We start from the raw sequence: 17,043 nt of genomic DNA, 5'->3' as shown, positions 1-17,043 counted from the left end.
TTTGAGCTACTAGGCTATTCAATCTTGATCTATTACAATTAACAAAATTAAACCATTCTCGGGATGAGTAACTTGACTACCAATTCCTCCGAACTCAAGCGTGGCTTAAAGAATCGTCATATTCAATTGATTGCCATGGGTGGTGCAATTGGTACAGGCTTATTCTTGGGCTCCGCTCATGTGATTCAATCAGCAGGTCCTTCCATTATATTGGGTTATGCCATTGGTGGTTTGATCGCATTCTTAATTATGCGTCAACTCGGTGAAATGATTGTGCATGAGCCTGTCGCTGGTTCATTCAGCCATTTCGCGTATAAATACTGGGGTAAATTTCCCGGCTTCCTGACCGGTTGGAACTATTGGATCCTCTATATTCTAGTTGCAATGACAGAGCTGACCGCTGTCGCAAAATACATTAACTACTGGTGGCCTCATATTCCTGCTTGGGCATCTGTACTGTTTTTCTTTGTGATCATTACAGCTGTTAACTTAGGCAATGTGAAATTTTATGGTGAATCAGAGTTCTGGCTCTCTATCATTAAAGTAACTGCGGTTATTTCAATGATTGTGTTCGGTTTGTATTTACTATTAACAGCAGACTCAAACTCTACTGCATCATTTAGCAACCTTTGGAATCAAGGTGGTTTCTTCCCAAATGGCTTTGAAGGTTTATTCTTCATGCTTGCCTTCCTAATGTTTGCCTTTGGTGGTATCGAACTGATTGGTATGGCTGCAGCAGAAGCAGAAAATCCAAAAGAAACTATTCCAAAAGCCATTAACCAAGTCGTTTTCCGTATCCTCATTTTCTATGTGGGCTCATTAACGATTCTTTTATCTTTAGTACCTTGGAACCAACTTGACCTTGGTGGTCTAGATAAAAGTCCTTTCGTGATGATCTTCAGTCAATTGGGTATTGATTGGGCGGCACACTTACTTAACTTTATTATCTTAACTGCTGCATTATCTGTATATAACAGTGGTATGTATGCAAACAGCCGTATGCTTTACAGCTTGGCAAAACAAGGAAATGCACCTAAAGTTTTTGCTAAAACCAATAAACAAGGCGTACCAATTCCAGCTGTTTTACTTTCAGCAGTATTAATTTTTGGTTGTGTACTATTAAACTACTTTGTTCCAGAAGATGCACTTGGTCATTTAATGTATGTGGTGGTTGGAGCTTTAGTCTTGAACTGGGCTATGATTACTATGACTCACCTTCAATTTAGACGCGCTAAACGCATTCTAAACTTCAAGACATCGTATGAAGCACTTTGGTCGCCAGTAAGTAACTATATTGTTTTAATTTTCATTGCTTTGGTACTCTTCATCATGTGGACCCAAGGTTTTATGGAATCCGTTTTGATGATTCCAGTATGGATTACAATCATGTTGCTGATGTTCAACTATCTTAATCCTAAAGATTTGAGTGACATCAAAATCGAAGAAGAGAAAAAAGACTAATCAATTTAAAAAGTTATTGTTTCGGCAATAACTTTTTTTTTAACTCAAATTGGAGTAAATTAGCCACCGTCTAGCGCTCTTAGCTTAACTGGATAGAGCAGTTGCCTCCTAAGTGACCGGCGTGGGTTCGAGTCCCGCAGAGCGCACCACCTATTAAAATATGACCTATATCACAACATATAAAGTTTAAATTTCCTTTTTTTAGAATATTTTTTATACAAAAAATCATTTTATCTTCATTATTTTATTGTTTTGTTTATCAATAACTTAATCCTAAACCCTTAAGAATTTTGGTGCAAAAACTCTATTTCGATCACTTTTTGAACTTATTAGTTATGTCTAGAGCATTTACTCTTATTTTAATTGTGCTATTTTTGTGACACGGAGTAACAAATGATTTCGGTTAACCGACTTCTCCAAAAGCCAAAAAACATAAACACAAAATGAGCAACAAACATTTGCATTTGCACCTCAAGGAAAGACGTAAAATGAAATTAAAGACATTAACAACAGCAATGATTTTAGCAACTGTACCAATGACGGGTGCATTTGCTGCAGCAATGGACCGTTCAGGACAATCTATTGCAGCCTTCCTGCAACCGGGTAATTACTTTGAAGCAGGTATTTCTGTATTAGACCCAGATGTATCTGGTACAACTTCTACTGCTTTAGGAAGCCAAGCTACGGGTGATATGGCGAGTGATTACTACTTCCCATCAGCTGCATTAAAGTTACAAGTCACTGATAAATTTTCTTTTGGTCTTCTTTATGATCAACCATTTGGTGCTGAAGCAGAATATTCCGCTCCAAATGCCGGTCTCAATGCTTTTTCATTTGGTGGGGAAGGTACATCTGCTGAAGTTCACACAGAAAATTTAACATTGGTATTCGGTTTTCAGCCAAACGTAAACTGGAACTTTTATGCAGGCCCAGTTTGGCAAAGAGCTGAAGGTGAAGTTCATTTACGTGGTGCCGCTTATAGCAGTTTTGCTCAGGGCTATGATGCAAACATGAGCTCAGATGATGCAATCGGATGGGCTGCAGGTCTTGCATATCAAATCCCTGACATTGCACTCAAAGCATCTTTAACTTATCGCTCAGAAATCGAACATGAATTAAAGACAACTGAAAGTGCAGCCAATCCTACTGTAAATGGTGGATTAGTTGCTCTAGCTACAACTGATATTACTAAAGTAACAACACCACAATCCGTTAATTTAGACCTTCAATCAGGCATCATGGCTGACACAGTTGCATTCCTTAATGTACGCTGGGTAAATTGGGATGGTTTTTCAATTACTCCTCCTGGATATGGAGCACTCTTAACTGCAACTCAGCCAGCTCGTCTTGCTGATACTTTAGTTGAATACAACAAAGATCAATGGACTGTGACTGGTGGTGTAGGTCGTAAATTTAGCGAAAAATGGGCTGGTAATGTCTCTGTAGGTTGGGATTCTGGTGCTGGAAATCCTGTGACCACACTTGGTCCTACAGAAGGTTATTGGAATGTTGGTCTAGGCTTACAATATAGCCCGGCGGCTAATTACTTTATTGCTGGTGGTGTGAAATACTTCTGGTTAGGCGATTCAAAAGCATTAACACCATTAACAAATGATGTTGGTAACTTTGAAGACAACAATGCTATTGCATATGGTCTAAAAATGGGTTACCGCTTCTAAGTTTTCCTAAAGTAAAAAACCACTTTCGAGTGGTTTTTTACTTTTCAACTCTAATTTTATACACTTATATATCATTCGATTATTTTACCATCAATTAAAATTAATAAAGTTTTAGTTCTTTTACACTATTTTCAATAAATCAAAATTCATATTTTTCATATACTTGAGTTAATAAAATTAGTATAAACACTCTAAGCAAGCTCTTTCCTTAACCGCCTTAGTTCATTTCTTCAACAGAGCTGAGTATTTACTCTTTTTAAAATTATGTTACTTTTCCAGCACATTTTTGTTACAGATGGCATCAGGGAACGTACCATGAAGCTCAATAAAATTTATTCTGCTATTTTACTTAGCGCTTTACCTCTTTCTGCAGTTCAAGCAGCTGGCTTAGACCGTTCTGGTCAGTCAATCTCAGCATTCCTACAGCCAGGTAACTACGCCGAAGCAGGCATTTCTGTTTTAGATGCAGAAGTAAAGTCAAATGAACTTAATGTCGATGACATGGCGAAGTCATATTACTTCCCTTCCGCTGCTGTCAAAGTACAAGCGACTGACAAAATTTCACTAGGTTTAATTTACGACCAACCATACGGTGCAGAAGCTGAATATGATGCTGCATCGCAAGTATTTGGTAATGGTGCTCAAGGTACATCTGTAGATGTTAAAACTGAAAGCTTAACTGCCCTAATTGGTTACCAACCAAACGAAAATTGGAACTTTTATGCAGGTCCAGTTTGGCAAACTGTAGAAGCCAATATCAAACTACGTGGTGCTGCTTATGGTGGTAATGCCAAACTTGGTACTTATAACATCGAAATGGAACGTGAAGAAGCTTATGGCTGGTTAGCAGGTGTTGCTTATTCGATTCCTGAAATTGCATTAAAAGCGGCTATTACCTACCGCTCTGAAATTGAACATAATACAAAATCCAATGAAACTACGCTTCTACCGTATCCATCTTTAAGTGCGCTGACATCATCTGTTGATGCAACAACACCTCAATCAGTTAACTTAGATTTCCAAACAGGTATTGCTAAAGATACGCTAGCATTTGCCAATGTTCGTTGGGTACATTGGAGCCAGTTTGCGGTTAAACCAACTTTACTTGGTAACGTAAGTTCAATTCCAGCACCTCATGTCCGTCAAAATCTTATTGATTACTCAGACGACCAATGGTCAGCTAATGTTGGTGTAGGCCATAAATTTAACAGCAAATGGTCTGGTTCTGCATCTGTAGGTTACGATTCTGGTGCAGGCAACCCTGTTACGACTTTAGGCCCTGTTGAAGGGTATTGGAATGTTGGTCTAGGTGGTCAATATAGTCCTGCTGAAAACTATTTCATCCAAGCAGGTGTTAAATACTTCTGGTTAGGTGATGCTACTGCTCAAACTGGTGGTAATGAAATTGGTGACTTTAAAGATAATCATGCGCTTGGCTATGGTTTGAAAATAGGCTATCGCTTCTAAGTTGTTAGAACAGCTTTGCATTAAACAAGAAAGGGCGCATAAGCGCCCTTTTCTATAACTTGCTATTCAGAATTAAGCTGGAATATCACGAACTGAAGCATTACGAATCGCTTCTTTTAATGCAGCATAGCCATGAATTGGTGGGAATTGTGGGAATTCTTTAATCACATTTTCTGGTGCATCAAACAAAAAGCCTTTATCCGCCTCACCCAGCATAGTGGTGTCATTATAAGAATCACCTGCGGCAATAACACGGTAATTTAGTCCATGCAATCCTTTAACTGCTTCACGTTTTTGGTCAGGTTGGCGCAGCTTATAGGCTGTAATCATACCCTTTTCATCAGTTTCTAACTTATGGCAAAAAATCGTTGGCCAGCCCAGTTGTTTCATTAAAGGATGGGCAAATTCGTAGAAAGTATCTGATAAAATAATCAGCTGAAAGTGTGTGCGCAACCATTCAACAAATTCTTTTGCCCCCTCGAATGGTCCCATGTCCGCAATCACATCTTGGATATCATTTAAACCTAAACCATGCTGCTTAAGAATATTTAAACGCTGAGTCATCAACACATCGTAATCTGGAATGTCACGAGTCGTTGCTTCAAGTTCTTTAATGCCTGTTTTTTTCGCAAAATTAATCCAAATTTCAGGTACTAAAACCCCTTCTAGATCTAAACAAACGACTTCCATGCACTCTACCCTCTGTTAAGTGAAAAAATTTTTTTAATATCATAGCGGAAGAATTAAAAAATGCATTGTTCTTTTTTAAATCTATTTTTTTCATAAGTATCTATTTTTTAGTGATAAGTATGTTTTAGCATTTCCATTAAAATAGTTCTGAAATAAATTAATATAGGTTTTAACGTTCCAAGCCTATAGCCAGGACATTCATGACTACCATCCCTACTATTGACCTTGTCGATGCACTTGCATCTGAATATGCAGATAAATCACCTTCTGAGATTATGAAACTTGCGCTTAGCCAGCAAGGTGAAGTTGCGATTTCCTTTTCTGGTGCAGAAGATGTTGTACTGATTGATCTTGCATCGAACTTAGGGATTCCTTTTCGTGTATTTAGTTTAGATACCGGTCGCTTACACCCTGAAACTTACCAATTTTTAGATACTGTCCGTAAACATTATAAAATTGATATCGAAATCTGTTTCCCAGAAAGTGATGCGGTACAAAAACTGGTGACAGAAAAGGGCTTTTTTAGCTTCTATCAAGATGAACATAAAGAATGCTGTGGTATCCGAAAAGTACAACCTTTGCGTAAAAAACTAGCCACTTTAGATGGCTGGATCACAGGTCAACGTAAGGACCAAAGCCCTGGCACACGTAATGAAATTCCTGTGGTACAAGCAGACCCCGGTTTTTCAGGTCCGGGCAAGCAATTGATTAAATATAATCCTTTGGCAAACTGGTCTAGCGCTGATGTATGGAACTATATCCGTCTAATGGAAATTCCATATAATCCACTACACGAACGAGGCTTTATCTCGATTGGCTGTGAGCCATGCACTCGTCCTGTTTTACCGAATCAACACGAACGTGAAGGTCGCTGGTGGTGGGAAGATGCAACCCATAAAGAATGCGGCTTACACGCAGGCAACATGAAAAAATAAAGATCACAAAACCACTGCATAGCAGTGGTTTTTTTCAACGCATCGATACACATAATTCCGTATCATTTCAACGTAAAAACGCTATACTGCAAAAGACAATTTAATAATTCTAACAATGCTACTCATACATGAGCAGCTGTAGAAATTGCAGTGAGGCAATCAACGCTATGCGTCCATTACATCCTATTGATTTCATATTCTTAAATTTAGAGAAACGGCAACAACCAATGCACGTAGGTGGTCTATTTTTATTTCAGATCCCTGACAATGCACCAGATACTTTTATTCAAGACTTAGTTGCAGATATTCGTGATTCCAAATCAATCCCAATCCCACCTTTTAACAATAAACTCAATGGCTTCTTTTGGGATGAAGATGAAGAATTCGATTTAGATCACCATTTCCGCCACATTGCTCTGCCTCATCCTGGTCGTATCCGTGAACTTTTGACATATATTTCTCAAGAACACAGCGCTTTAATCGACCGTGCCAAACCGCTTTGGACCTGTCATATTATTGAGGGTATCGAAGGCAATCGATTTGCGATGTATTTTAAAATTCATCATGCAATGGTTGATGGTATTGCGGGTATGCGTTTGGTTGAAAAATCTTTGTCGCATGATCCACATGCAAAAAGTATTGTCCCACCTTGGTGTGTTGAAGGCCCACGTGCTAAACGCTTAAAACAACCAAAAGTAAGTCGTGTTAAAGGCATTATGGCTACTTTAAAAGGCCAGCTAGATTCTACACCGCGTGTACTTTATGAGTTATCACAAACCGTGCTAAAAGATATGGGACGTAATCCAGATTATGTTTCAAGTTTCCAAGCGCCAAGTTCAATATTAAACCAACGTGTAAGCTCCTCTCGCCGTTTCGCAGCACAATCATTCGAATTTTCGCGTTTGTCACATATTGCCAAGTCTTTGGGTGTAACGATTAACGATATTGTCTTAGCAATTTGTTCAGGTGCATTACGTGAATACTTACTTGTACACAATGCACTACCGAAAAAGCCATTAATTGCAATGGTACCTGCTTCAGTACGCTCGGATGATTCTGATATGTCAAACCGAATCACCATGATACTTGCGAATCTAGGTACACATAAAGAAGACCCTTTAGAACGCCTCAAAATTGTTCGTCGTAGCGTATTAAATGCGAAAGAACGTTTCAAACGCATGAATTCAAATCAAATTTTAAATTACAGTGCATTTGTTTATGGTGCTGCAGGTTTAAATATCGCATCTGGTTTTATGCCAAAGCGCCAAGCCTTCAATTTGGTTATTTCTAATGTCCCAGGCCCGCAAGAGCCTTTATATTGGAATGGTGCACGTTTAGAAGCACTTTACCCAGCTTCAATTGTATTAGATGGTCAAGCATTAAATATCACCATGACCAGTTATTTAGATAAACTTGAAGTTGGTCTGACAGCATGTCGTAATGCACTGCCTAAAATGCAGAATCTGTTGACGCATTTGGAAGACGAAATTCAACGATTTGAAGCAATAGTGAATCAAGATGCCCCAAAGTTACAGGCGGTTAGCTAACCGCCTCTTTTCAAATTTCTAAACTCCTCAATAAAAGAACTTCTCAACAAAAAAGCCTTATACATGTATAAGGCTTTTTATAATTTTTCTTATAGAAATAGAATCGTTATGTCTTAATTTCTTGAATTAACTCGTTTCAATTTAAAACTGCTCTGAGTTATTTGTGTAATAATTATCAAGCATCAATTTAAATAGATCACCCTTCTATTTTTCTTTTCTAAGTGTTCATTAAGCTCTACTATTCAAGTTTAATACATATCTTTAAAGGATGCAGCACACTGCAATATAGCCTTTGCAAAATATACTTAAGCTTTAATTGAGCGACATTTTTTCAAAAGCTGATGGCAAGCTGCACGAATCATGCTTGCAGTAATCTGAACTTCGTTACCTCGATCATCAACGATATAACCTGAATGAATTGCTTTCGCCTCAACCACTGTTTTAAGACTGCTGTTCATTACTGCTTTGCTCATACCCATTATACACCTCATTTTGCTAAGCCATTTTTCATCATTAATATCAAAAAATGGCTTTGGCTATTCGATGTGTCTAGTATTGAAAATTACAGTTGAAAAGTAAAATCTCAGATGTAACAAGTGTTTAACGACATTCTGTTACAATTTCAGCTCAGAATGATATCGTATTGCTCTTGCGTATATAGATTTTCCACTTGGAACTTAATCGTTCTGCTTATAAAGTGCTCTAAATCCGCAACTGCAGGTGCTTCAGCCGTTAACAATCGGTCAATCACAGAAGGATGTGCAACAACGGTAAAGCCACTTTGTGACTCATAAGCACGTGCATATCTTAAAATTTCTCGAAATATTTCGTAGCAAACAGTCTCGGCAGTTTTAACATAACCACGCCCCTGACAAGTTGGACATGAATCACATAATAAATGTTCCAATGATTCACGTGTACGCTTACGGGTCATTTCCACCAAGCCTAATTCAGAGACTTGAGTAATTTTCGTTTTAGCATGATCACGTTCGAGCATTTTCTCAAATTGATTCATCACTTCTTCACGATGTAGCGCTTCTTGCATATCAATGAAGTCAATGATGATGATCCCGCCGAGATTACGTAAACGTAATTGGCGAGCAATAACCTGAGTCGCTTCCATATTGGTTTTAAACACAGTGTCTTCTAGAGATCGGCCACCAACATAAGAACCTGTATTCACGTCAATCGTGGTCATCGCTTCAGTTTGGTCAATCATCAGGTAACCACCTGACTTCAATGCAACACGTGTTTGTAATGCCTTTTGAATATCTTCTTCAACATTGTATAGATCGAAGATTGGACGCTCACCTGGATAATGCAATAAACGATTCTGCATACTCGGAACGAACTCTTGCACAAACTCACTTAACTTGCCATGAACTTCACGCGAATCGACCTGAATTTTAGACGTATCTTCATTAGCCAAATCACGAATAACGCGTTGTGGCAGCGGTAATTCTTCAAAAATCAAGGATGGCACGACGATACTGCGCTGCTTACGCTGAATGTATTCCCACAGTTTGGCAAGGTATGCCATATCTTGTGCAATTTCCTCTTCAGGAATGCCTTCCGCCGCGGTACGGACAATGACAGAACCTGGAAGATTATGTTGTTTTTGAATACGCTCAATCATACTCCGTAAACGGTCACGCTCTTCTTCAGACTCAATGCGCTGCGAGACACCTGTATGACTACCATACGGCATGAGAACCAAATAACGCGAAGGAATAGAAAGATCAGTAGAAAGTCGTGCGCCTTTCGTTCCGAGCATATCTTTCATCACTTGAACAGTAAGTACCTGCCCCGGTTGTAGCAAGTCAAATACATTAGGTGTCGGTTGATTACGCTGCCATACCATATCATTGATATGTAAAAAAGCAGTTCTTGAAAGTCCAATATCAATAAAAGCTGCTTGCATACCTGGCAGTACGCGAACCACTTTTCCTTTATAAATATTTCCCACTAACCCACGCTTCACCGTACGTTCAACGAATAATTCATTGACCGTGCCGTTTTCAATCAACGCCACACGACATTCCATCGGTGTGACATTAATCAACAACTCGTCAGACATAACAAAACTCAAAACATTATAAAAATTCTGGTGTTTCAGCAGTTAATTTAGTGCCTTAACTGTCTGTAATAACTGTACGGTTTCATATAAAGGTAGCCCAACCACATTGCTGTAGCTCCCTTCAATACAAGGAATATAGCGCGCAGCTATTCCCTGAATCGCATAGGCTCCCGCCTTGCCTATTGGTTCGCCCGTTGCCCAATAGCTTTCCATATCATCTAGGCTAAGCGATTGAAATTCAACCTGTGTACGCACTACTATACTGCAAATTTGTTGTTTTGTACGTACGCAAACACCTGAATACACATCATGTTTGCGACCAGAAATGAGTTGCCACATTTCAAATGCGTGTTGTTTTGATTCAGGTTTACCTAAAATATGATGATCGACACTGAGACTGGTGTCGGCAGCAATGACAATTGCATCGGGATATTCATCTTGTACCGCTTGAGCTTTTGCACGAGCTAGACGCTCGACATAATCTGCAACTGACTCACCCTCATGTACCGACTCATCAATATCGGGACTGAAAATATCAAATTTCAGCCCCAACTGTTGGAGCAATTCACGACGACGGGGTGAGCTAGAAGCGAGAATTAAATGCGCCATTTTCTGAGTACATAATACAAAATTGGCCAAAGTAAAATGCTAGTCAATAAAGGTTGCCAATGACGTGCAAAACTAAACTGTAGCCCACTCATGACTTGTGCAATCCAGACAAAGAATAGATGTGCCACAATTGAAAGTGCAGCAATTATCCATAGATTTGCAAAGGTAAGTATGCGGCGCTCACGGGTTAAAAACCGCGTAACAAAGGCAATCACGACAAAACTCAAAGCATTCATGCCAAATGGTGCATCGAGTAGTAAGTCTGCAAATAGGCCCGTCCCGAAAGCAAACCAAATACCACACCATGTCGGCTGACACAGCACCCAAAACAACATGACCATCAACATAAACAGTGGACGCCATCCCGAAACATCATAAGACAAGGGATAAACCATCAACAAAGATGCCATCACAATTGAGATGATGATTGGAAATAATGGATCACGCTGTGTATGACGGCTCAGCTTAGCGAGTGACATGTGGTTGCTCCATCGCTAACGAATCTGAAAATAAAACCACAACATGATGACCACCTGCGAGTTGCGCCGCTGGTTTTAAATCAATTTGTGCGAATTCACCCGAATTGTGTCGGCTGACTTTTGACACTGTACCGACTAAATAACCCGCTGGGAAATGTGCCCCCAAACCTGAGCTATAAACTTTTTCACCCACTTTGATGTTGGCGCTGGTTGGTACATATTCCATCTTTAAACGACCTAAATCACCTGTACCCGTTACGATGGCGCGCATACCGGTATGCTCCATACGTACTGATAAAGAATGTTCTTTGTCTGACAGCAACATGACACGGCTACTATGTGGATAGACGTTAATAATCTGCCCCATAATCCCTTTGTCATCGAGTACTGTCTGCCCCACTTTTAACTGGCTGCTTGCACCACGATTAATCACGATAATATGGCGCAGTGGGTCGGCATCTGTACCGATCACTTCTGCAATTTCCATACGACCATCAATAATTAAAGGTGTATCTAACAGACCCCGTAAACGCGTGTTTTCAGCAGATAATTCAGAAAGTTTTTGTAAGCGGACTTGAGCCTGTAATAACTCAGCTTGCATCGCAGTATTTTCACGGCGCAATTGAGCTTCAGACTTGGTTTGTTGATTTAGCCATTCTCGCGATAACACTGGATAGCTTGCAAGGGCATATATTGGATTATATGCCGCATACAAGACGTCTCTTGCCGGTTGAATTACATGTGGCATGCGCCAGTCGAAAAACAGCACAACCAAACATGTAATCACCGCAATGATAAATGAGCGAAAAGATGGCGGTTGTCTTGAAAACAGTTGCGTTTGCACCCGCCGAGTCCTTTTCTTAGCCTACAAATAACATGTCATGATTTGGGTTATCGAAGAATTCGAGAACCTTACCACCACCACGTGTCACACAAGATAGAGGATCTTCTGCAACTACAACAGGAAGGCCTGTTTCTTTCGCAAGAAGCTTATCTAAGTTACGAAGTAATGCACCACCACCAGTCAACACAATACCACGCTCTGCGATGTCAGAAGACAATTCAGGCGGTGTTTGTTCAAGTGCTGATTTCACCGCAGATACGATGTTTTGTAACGGATCAGAAATTGCTTGAGTTACTTCATCAGACGTGACTGTAATGGCACGCGGTACACCTTCAGCCAAGTTACGACCACGGACTTCAATTTCCAGTGCTTTCGCACCTTCATCAGGAAGCGCCATACCCACTTCTTTCTTGATGGTTTCTGCAGTGGTTTCACCAATCACACAGCCATGTGCTTTGCGTACATAGTTAATGATTTGTTCGTCAAATACATCGCCACCAATACGCAGTGAATCTGCGTAGACACAGCCTTGTAATGAAATAATTGCGATTTCGGTTGTACCACCACCCACATCGACAACCATCGAACCACATGCTTGCTCAACAGGCATGCCTGCACCAATTGCAGCAGCCATTGGCTCTTCAATTAAGCGAACTTCACGTGCGCCAGCGTTATAAACCGCTTCGCGAATTGCACGACGTTCTACCAATGTTGATTTGCAAGGTACGCATACCACAACTCGTGGCGCTGGTGGAAATAGACGTTTTTCGTGCACTTTGCCAATAAACTGATTCAACATGGTTTCAGTTACTTCAAAATCTGCAATCACACCATCTTTCATTGGGCGAATCGCAGAAATATTTGCAGGTGTACGACCTAGCATTTGTTTCGCGTCAAGACCTACTGCGGCAACGATTTTTTGTGAACCACTGTGGCGAATTGCCACCACCGTCGGTTCATTTAATATAATGCCTCGTCCTGGCGCATAAATAAGTGTATTTGCAGTGCCTAAATCAATGGCAAGATCCGGCGAAAACAAGCCAATTAGTCGTTTTAGAATCACGGGGACGTTCTCAGTTAAACTTTTATATGGACGCAAGGTGGCAACTTTAACTAAATGTGATGATTTGAACAAGTCAATCGCTTATTATAAGCCACTATATTTTGATTTTTTTTAATACTGATTAGGTAATGTTATGTCTACATCGGATGCACAGCATTCTGCAGATCTAAATGCACAAACAGTTTCAGGGATTGCACATCTCGCACGTTTATCGCTGAATGAGACGCAATCTGCTGAATATGCTCAAAGTTTAAATAAAATTTTAGGCATGATGGAAACCCTGAAAGGCATCAATACCGACGGTGTTGAACCACTCAAAAGCCCATTCGACAATCCACAGCCTTTACGTGAAGACCGCGTATCTGAAAGCAATCATCGTGAAGAATATCAAGCAGTTGCTCCTGCAACTCAGGACGGCTTATACCTTGTTCCTCGTGTGATTGAATAATTTTCATTCAGATAACCCATTTATTCAAATTAAACGTAAAGAAATATTTCTTATGACTGATTTACATCGCTTATCCATTCGTGAGCTGTCTGAAGGTTTGGCTAGTGCTAAATTTTCTTCACGCGAATTGACTGAACACTATTTAAAACGCATTGAAAAAATCGATGCTCAAGTAAAATCGTATGTGACCGTGACTGCTGAACAAGCATTGGCTCAGGCTGATGCGGCTGACGCGGCACTAAAAGCCGGTAATGCAACTGCTTTAACGGGTGTGCCGATTGCACATAAAGACATTTTTTGTACCCAAGGTATTAAGACCACTGCTGGTTCTAAAATACTGGACAATTTTATCTCTCCTTACGACGCGACCGTTGTAGCGAAAGGTAAAGCTGCGGGCCTTGTCACTTTAGGTAAAGTGAACATGGACGAATTCGCCATGGGTTCAACAAGTGAAAACTCATTCTACGGCGCTACTGCGAACCCGTGGAACTTAAGTCATGTACCGGGTGGTTCTTCAGGTGGTTCTGCGGCGGCTGTCGCGGCTGATCTTGCGCCATTTGCAACAGGTACAGATACTGGTGGTTCTATTCGTCAACCAGCGTCTTTCTGTGGCCTTACAGGTTTAAAACCAACATACGGTCGTGTATCGCGTTTCGGTATGATCGCTTATGCATCATCTTTAGACCAAGGTGGCCCAATGGCACGTTCGGCTGAAGACTGTGCCTACCTCATGAACGTGATGGCAGGTCATGACGCAAAAGACTCAACTTCGGTTGAAAAAGATGTCGACAACTACGTAGCAAACTTAAACGGCACTTCTGTAAAAGGTTTACGTATTGGTATTCCTAAGCAGTACTTTAATGTTGCTGGTTTAGATGCAGACGTAAAAGCACGCGTTGAAGAATCGTTGAAAAAGCTTGAAGAAATGGGCGCAATCTTGGTTGAGACTGATCTCACCATGACTGACGCTTATGTTCCAACCTATTACCTGATTGCTCCTGCTGAAGCATCTTCAAACTTACAACGTTTTGATGGCGTGCGTTATGGCTACCGCTGTGAAAACCCAGTGGACTTAATGGACTTGTACAAACGTTCACGTTCAGAAGGTTTTGGTAAAGAAGTTCAGCAACGTATTTTGATTGGTACTTACGCGCTTTCTGCGGGTTACTACGATGCGTACTATGTGAAAGCACAAAAAGTACGTCGTTTAATTCAACAAGACTTCTTAAAAGCATTTGAGTCTGTAGACGTAATTGCTGCCCCTGCTGCGCCTACAACTGCATACAAAATTGGTGCAAACCTTTCTCCAGTTGAAATGTACTTGGGTGACATCTACACCATCGCGGTGAACCTTGCGGGCTTACCTGCAATTAACGCGCCTGTTGGTTTTGACAAAGACAACCTACCTGTTGGCTTACAGTTGATTGGTAACTACTGGTCAGAATCGCAATTGTTGTCAGTGGTACATCAGTATCAACAAGCAACCGATTGGCATACACAACGCGCTGCAATTGCTGAGGAGAACGCATAATGTCTAAAAACAACTCTACAAAAGCGGCTAAACCAAAATCTAACCTGATTGATGGTTGGGAAGTGGTGATTGGTATCGAGATTCATACTCAGCTTGCTACCAATACCAAAATTTTCTCAGGTTCATCGACTGTGTTTGGTCAAGACCCAAATACACAAGCGAGCCTTGTAGATTTAGCAATGCCGGGCGTATTGCCGGTACTCAACAAAGAAGTGGTTGATCTTGCGATTCGCTTTGGTTTGGGTATCGATGCGTACATCGACCAAGCTTCTGTTTTTGCACGTAAAAACTATTTCTACCCTGACTCGCCAAAAGGCTACCAAATTAGCCAAATGGACAACCCGATTGTGGGCTTGGGTCATATCGACATTCAACTTGAAGATGGCACTGTAAAGCGTATTGGCGTGACACGTGCGCACCTTGAAGAAGATGCAGGTAAATCAATCCATGACCAATTTGAAGGTCAATCTGGTATCGATTTAAACCGTGCAGGTACGCCACTGCTTGAAATCGTATCTGAACCTGATATGCGTTCGGTTGAAGAAGCGGTTGCTTATATTAAAGCGATTCACACCCTTGTACGTTGGTTAGGTATTTCTGACGGCAACATGGCAGAAGGTTCGTTCCGTGCAGACTGTAACGTGTCTTTACGTCGTCCGGGTCAACCGTTTGGTACACGCTGCGAGTTGAAAAACCTCAACTCATTCCGCTTCATTGAACAAGCGATTAACGTAGAAATTGAACGTCAAATGGAAATCTTGGAATGGGATGGCACCATTGACCAAGAAACACGCTTATTCGACCCAGTGAAGATGGAAACGCGTTCAATGCGTTCTAAAGAAGAAGCGAACGATTACCGCTACTTCCCAGACCCTGACTTGTTGCCTGTGATCATTGCAGACGAGCAAATTGAAGCGATTAAAGCAACGATGCCTGAGCTTCCTGCTGCATGTCGTGCACGTTTCGTAGCTGACTTTGGTGTGACTGAGTACGATGCTCACGTTCTTACGCTGACTCGTGAAATGTCAGAGTTTTATGAAGACGTAGTAAAAGCTGCTGGTGGCGCTGCTCAAGGTAAGATTGCGGCTAACTGGGTGATGGGTGAATTCTCAGGTGCGTTAAACAAAGCGGGCTTAGACCTTGCTGACTCTCCTGTATCGGCTGAGAAACTGGGTGGCATGATTGCGCGTATTGTGGATAACACCATTAACGGTAAGATTGCGAAGCAAGTATTCGGCTTTATGTGGGATGAAGGCAAAACTGCGGACGAAATTATTGCTGAAAAAGGCTTGAAACAGGAAACTGATACAGGCGCAATTGAAGCGATTATTAAAGACGTGCTTGCGGCAAACGAGAAGATGGTTGAAGAGTATAAATCTGGTAAAGAGAAAGCCTTTAACGGTCTTGTTGGTCAAGTGATGAAAGCAGCGAAAGGTAAAGCCAACCCTGCACAAGTCAATGAATTAATGAAGAAATTGATTGGTTAATCTTATTTTTATTTAAAAGAAAAACCCGCTTTAGAGCGGGTTTTTCTTTTAACGTCTATCTAAATATATTTTAACACCTGAATGAACAATAATACACTCAGATTCATTAAGTTTATAATTAGTAGTATCCTTATTGGATATACGATATACAAACTTTACGTAACCTTTCTCAGAATGAACATTACCTATAATCGATCTTTCAAATAAATCTTTTAATAATACAATTGGATCAACATCCTTACAATTTTGCAAAATGATTTCCTTTGCTCTGTCATAAGAGCAATCATAGACATCATTTATTTCTTTCAATGCTTCAAATATATTTTGAATTTGAACGCTAGTATAAAATGATGATAACTCATTAGTGAGTTCTTTCATTAATGCTGCTGAGTATAAACCGGCTTTGTTGCACAAAGATTTGAAATGCAAAGCGCCCCTAATTGAGCCAAATTTAAGGCGTAACTTGGGTAAGTGGTCGACCTAATTCCGTAAATCTGTTAAGAACTGCTACACGTGCATGAATTTCATTCACCTGACTAGGAAAGCTTCTTGCCATTAATTTATCGCCTAATAATTTGATGCAATGCATCTTGGTTTCCACCAAACTTCGCCGATGATAGCCTGACCATTTTTTCCATAGTGTCCTGCCTGAGAAGCACTGCTTCGCAAGATTAACTGTTCGAAGTAATTCATTTCGCTCTAGCGAGCTACTCTTTGTATCTTTCC

The 17,043-nt window shown here is 40.5% G+C and carries 16 protein-coding genes, 1 tRNA gene and 1 pseudogene; 9 read left to right on the top strand and 9 right to left on the bottom strand.

Annotation, left to right across the window (positions count from 1 at the left end; all coding sequences use genetic code 11):
• Nucleotides 1–72 precede the first annotated feature (72 nt).
• The 4 genes from FTV09_RS09360 (at nucleotide 73) to FTV09_RS09345 (ending at nucleotide 4,607) form a co-directional block, all read left to right on the top strand.
• The gene (locus FTV09_RS09360; RefSeq protein WP_180058148.1) at nucleotides 73–1,461 is read left to right on the top strand and encodes an amino acid permease; all 1,389 of its coding nucleotides are present in this window, start codon (nucleotides 73–75) and stop codon (nucleotides 1,459–1,461) included.
• Between the two features lie 73 nt (nucleotides 1,462–1,534).
• A tRNA-Arg gene (locus tag FTV09_RS09355) sits at nucleotides 1,535–1,610 on the top strand.
• A gap of 339 nt (nucleotides 1,611–1,949) precedes the next feature.
• Nucleotides 1,950–3,140, top strand: coding sequence for an OmpP1/FadL family transporter (locus FTV09_RS09350; RefSeq protein WP_180058146.1), 1,191 nt, complete (start codon nucleotides 1,950–1,952; stop codon nucleotides 3,138–3,140).
• 315 nt (nucleotides 3,141–3,455) lie between these two features.
• The gene (locus FTV09_RS09345) at nucleotides 3,456–4,607 is read left to right on the top strand and encodes an OmpP1/FadL family transporter (protein WP_180058144.1); all 1,152 of its coding nucleotides are present in this window, start codon (nucleotides 3,456–3,458) and stop codon (nucleotides 4,605–4,607) included.
• Nucleotides 4,608–4,679: 72 nt separating this feature from the next.
• On the opposite strand, the gene thrH is transcribed toward FTV09_RS09345, so the two are convergent.
• Nucleotides 4,680–5,297: a bifunctional phosphoserine phosphatase/homoserine phosphotransferase ThrH gene (gene thrH, locus FTV09_RS09340; RefSeq protein WP_180058142.1), complete on the bottom strand. Its 618-nt coding sequence runs from the start codon at nucleotides 5,295–5,297 to the stop codon at nucleotides 4,680–4,682.
• A 200-nt stretch (nucleotides 5,298–5,497) separates the two neighbouring features.
• On the opposite strand from thrH, the gene FTV09_RS09335 reads away from it, so the two are divergent.
• Together FTV09_RS09335 and FTV09_RS09330 are read left to right on the top strand one after the other, a co-directional pair.
• A complete protein-coding gene (locus tag FTV09_RS09335; RefSeq protein WP_168379034.1) occupies nucleotides 5,498–6,232 on the top strand; it encodes a phosphoadenylyl-sulfate reductase in 735 nt (244 codons plus the stop codon).
• 167 nt (nucleotides 6,233–6,399) lie between these two features.
• Nucleotides 6,400–7,779: a wax ester/triacylglycerol synthase family O-acyltransferase gene (locus FTV09_RS09330; protein WP_180058140.1), complete on the top strand. Its 1,380-nt coding sequence runs from the start codon at nucleotides 6,400–6,402 to the stop codon at nucleotides 7,777–7,779.
• A 305-nt stretch (nucleotides 7,780–8,084) separates the two neighbouring features.
• Here the strand turns inward: FTV09_RS09330 and FTV09_RS09325 are convergent, their stop codons facing one another.
• The 6 genes from FTV09_RS09325 to FTV09_RS09300 all read right to left on the bottom strand — a co-directional run bounded on the left by FTV09_RS09325 (nucleotide 8,085) and on the right by FTV09_RS09300 (nucleotide 12,851).
• A complete protein-coding gene (locus FTV09_RS09325; RefSeq protein WP_342669161.1) occupies nucleotides 8,085–8,258 on the bottom strand; it encodes a PA1571 family protein in 174 nt (57 codons plus the stop codon).
• Between the two features lie 143 nt (nucleotides 8,259–8,401).
• The gene (gene rng, locus FTV09_RS09320; protein WP_180058138.1) at nucleotides 8,402–9,856 is read right to left on the bottom strand and encodes a ribonuclease G; all 1,455 of its coding nucleotides are present in this window, start codon (nucleotides 9,854–9,856) and stop codon (nucleotides 8,402–8,404) included.
• A 42-nt stretch (nucleotides 9,857–9,898) separates the two neighbouring features.
• The gene (locus FTV09_RS09315) at nucleotides 9,899–10,465 is read right to left on the bottom strand and encodes a Maf-like protein (RefSeq protein WP_180058136.1); all 567 of its coding nucleotides are present in this window, start codon (nucleotides 10,463–10,465) and stop codon (nucleotides 9,899–9,901) included.
• Nucleotides 10,453–10,944 (bottom strand): rod shape-determining protein MreD, encoded by a 492-nt coding sequence (mreD, locus tag FTV09_RS09310; RefSeq protein WP_180058134.1) that lies wholly within the window; start codon nucleotides 10,942–10,944, stop codon nucleotides 10,453–10,455. The genes FTV09_RS09315 and mreD overlap by 13 nt, the downstream gene beginning before the upstream one ends.
• Nucleotides 10,931–11,788 carry a rod shape-determining protein MreC gene (mreC, locus tag FTV09_RS09305; RefSeq protein WP_067762697.1) on the bottom strand — a complete coding sequence of 286 codons (858 nt, stop codon included), beginning with the start codon at nucleotides 11,786–11,788 and terminating at the stop codon, nucleotides 10,931–10,933. Before mreC ends, mreD begins: the two co-directional genes overlap by 14 nt.
• A 16-nt stretch (nucleotides 11,789–11,804) precedes the next feature.
• Entirely contained in the window at nucleotides 11,805–12,851 is a 1,047-nt protein-coding gene (locus FTV09_RS09300) for a rod shape-determining protein (RefSeq protein ID WP_067762711.1), read from the bottom strand.
• Nucleotides 12,852–12,984: 133 nt separating this feature from the next.
• On the opposite strand from FTV09_RS09300, the gene gatC reads away from it, so the two are divergent.
• From gatC to gatB, 3 genes are read left to right on the top strand one after another with little or no spacing between them, the layout of a single operon-like run.
• Nucleotides 12,985–13,299, top strand: a complete 315-nt coding sequence (gene gatC, locus FTV09_RS09295; RefSeq protein ID WP_067762698.1) for an Asp-tRNA(Asn)/Glu-tRNA(Gln) amidotransferase subunit GatC — start codon at nucleotides 12,985–12,987, stop codon at nucleotides 13,297–13,299.
• A gap of 52 nt (nucleotides 13,300–13,351) precedes the next feature.
• The gene (gene gatA, locus FTV09_RS09290; protein ID WP_180058132.1) at nucleotides 13,352–14,830 is read left to right on the top strand and encodes an Asp-tRNA(Asn)/Glu-tRNA(Gln) amidotransferase subunit GatA; all 1,479 of its coding nucleotides are present in this window, start codon (nucleotides 13,352–13,354) and stop codon (nucleotides 14,828–14,830) included.
• A complete protein-coding gene (gatB, locus tag FTV09_RS09285; protein ID WP_180058130.1) occupies nucleotides 14,830–16,317 on the top strand; it encodes an Asp-tRNA(Asn)/Glu-tRNA(Gln) amidotransferase subunit GatB in 1,488 nt (495 codons plus the stop codon). Before gatA ends, gatB begins: the two co-directional genes overlap by 1 nt.
• A 48-nt stretch (nucleotides 16,318–16,365) precedes the next feature.
• Here the strand turns inward: gatB and FTV09_RS09280 are convergent, their stop codons facing one another.
• Nucleotides 16,366–16,695 (bottom strand): hypothetical protein, encoded by a 330-nt coding sequence (locus FTV09_RS09280; protein ID WP_180058128.1) that lies wholly within the window; start codon nucleotides 16,693–16,695, stop codon nucleotides 16,366–16,368.
• A 73-nt stretch (nucleotides 16,696–16,768) separates the two neighbouring features.
• A pseudogene (locus FTV09_RS09275) lies at nucleotides 16,769–17,043 on the bottom strand (IS5/IS1182 family transposase); the annotation flags it as partial.

The organism is Acinetobacter sp. YH12227 (genome assembly GCF_013417785.1).
GTDB classification, from domain to species: Bacteria; Pseudomonadota; Gammaproteobacteria; order Pseudomonadales; family Moraxellaceae; genus Acinetobacter; species Acinetobacter gandensis.
The sequence above is the reverse complement of the archived record's forward strand: the minus strand, read 5'-3'. Positions and strand labels throughout refer to the sequence as shown.

Bases quoted from the DNA above. Each gene is read 5' to 3' on its own strand.
- FTV09_RS09350 (WP_180058146.1), top strand. From the start codon at position 1,950: ATGAAATTAAAGACATTAACAACAGCAATGATTTTAGCAACTGTACCA.
- FTV09_RS09345 (WP_180058144.1), top strand. From the start codon at position 3,456: ATGAAGCTCAATAAAATTTATTCTGCTATTTTACTTAGCGCTTTACCT.
- thrH (WP_180058142.1), bottom strand. From the start codon at position 5,297: ATGGAAGTCGTTTGTTTAGATCTAGAAGGGGTTTTAGTACCTGAAATT.
- FTV09_RS09335 (WP_168379034.1), top strand. From the start codon at position 5,498: ATGACTACCATCCCTACTATTGACCTTGTCGATGCACTTGCATCTGAA.
- FTV09_RS09330 (WP_180058140.1), top strand. From the start codon at position 6,400: ATGCGTCCATTACATCCTATTGATTTCATATTCTTAAATTTAGAGAAA.
- FTV09_RS09325 (WP_342669161.1), bottom strand. From the start codon at position 8,258: ATGGGTATGAGCAAAGCAGTAATGAACAGCAGTCTTAAAACAGTGGTT.
- rng (WP_180058138.1), bottom strand. From the start codon at position 9,856: ATGTCTGACGAGTTGTTGATTAATGTCACACCGATGGAATGTCGTGTG.
- FTV09_RS09315 (WP_180058136.1), bottom strand. From the start codon at position 10,465: ATGGCGCATTTAATTCTCGCTTCTAGCTCACCCCGTCGTCGTGAATTG.
- mreD (WP_180058134.1), bottom strand. From the start codon at position 10,944: ATGTCACTCGCTAAGCTGAGCCGTCATACACAGCGTGATCCATTATTT.
- gatC (WP_067762698.1), top strand. From the start codon at position 12,985: ATGTCTACATCGGATGCACAGCATTCTGCAGATCTAAATGCACAAACA.
- gatA (WP_180058132.1), top strand. From the start codon at position 13,352: ATGACTGATTTACATCGCTTATCCATTCGTGAGCTGTCTGAAGGTTTG.
- gatB (WP_180058130.1), top strand. From the start codon at position 14,830: ATGTCTAAAAACAACTCTACAAAAGCGGCTAAACCAAAATCTAACCTG.
- FTV09_RS09280 (WP_180058128.1), bottom strand. From the start codon at position 16,695: ATGAAAGAACTCACTAATGAGTTATCATCATTTTATACTAGCGTTCAA.